The following is a 1,069-nucleotide window of genomic DNA, read 5'->3' as shown; positions in this document are numbered from 1 at the left end:
AAATATAATTCATAAAGAATTTCTGTATTCTGAGGGAATTTAATTATTGCTTCCTCCAAGGAATTAACTGCGACTGTTGGATGACCGTCCTTTAGTGATTTACTTGCAGAATCAATTATTGCATTTATTTCTGTATTTTGATTAGAAATACATGAGAATAGAGATAATAATGTAATCAATAAAAAGAATCGGTTCTTCATAATTACTAGCAACGTGTTTGTGTATGGTTAGTTGCGTGGTTAAGCAACTAAGTTAGCAAACTTTAACGAACCCGTGAATATTCCGCAGGAATATTCGCAAGTAGGCTCAATAAAGCAATTAAATATACACGGTGTTGCCATTAGTTATTTCTTTTAATTATTTTTGATAAATATTCTTTAAAAATTCCAACACAGGTTTCATCTTTTATTTCAATTGTTTCATTTCCTAAAGACAAATAGTAATAAGTTCCAGGTCCACATCTTCTCATTGCTGAATTCAGTAATCTTAATTTCTTTTCGAACATTATTAGACTTTCAAGGTCATTCTTATCAAGTTTAATTACTTTTTTTTCTTTGATTTTTTTTCCATTTCGTTCTTCAACATATTTATATTTTAGGATAGCACCATTTTTATTAGGAATAATTTTAATCTCTGTATCTGTATATACAAAACAACTACCTCCAGACAATTTTAATTTCCAATTCTTATTTTCCTCCAGACTTTTTTCAATAAAGGTCTTTATTTCATAATCTTTCATTTTTTCGACACACAAAAAAAGTTTTTGAGTTTGAGGTGTAATAAAAAATGTAGTATCTGTTTTCTGATTATAAATATTATTATATTGAATTTTGACTTCGTTTTCAGAAGTTTCAAACCTAAATAAATCAAACTTAGATTTAGTGGTTTGACTAATTACTTTGTGTTCATTCAATATTTTAAATTTAATTTCAGAAATATCTCTATTCGAGTCCCTATCATTAATGCAGTCATATGCGATTAATTCAATTGTATTTTGACAAATTATTGAATTACTGCAAATAAATATTAGTATTAACAGGATTTTTTTCATAATTAATGGCAACGTGTT

General features: G+C 26.9%; 2 protein-coding genes. Both read right to left on the bottom strand.

What is annotated here, in order from left to right; genetic code table 11:
* Positions 1-200: hypothetical protein (locus KO504_RS02100; protein ID WP_215924679.1), on the bottom strand; the 200-nt coding region annotated here is incomplete at its 3' end.
* Positions 201-340: 140 nt separating this feature from the next.
* Positions 341-1,069, bottom strand: a 729-nt coding sequence (locus KO504_RS02095; RefSeq protein WP_215924678.1) for a hypothetical protein, incomplete at its 5' end; no start/stop codon positions are given.

It is taken from the genome of Winogradskyella psychrotolerans (assembly GCF_018860565.1).
Classification (GTDB): domain Bacteria; phylum Bacteroidota; class Bacteroidia; order Flavobacteriales; family Flavobacteriaceae; genus Winogradskyella; species Winogradskyella damuponensis.
Note: the sequence above shows the minus strand (reverse complement) of the source record. Positions and strands in the feature narration are given on the sequence as shown.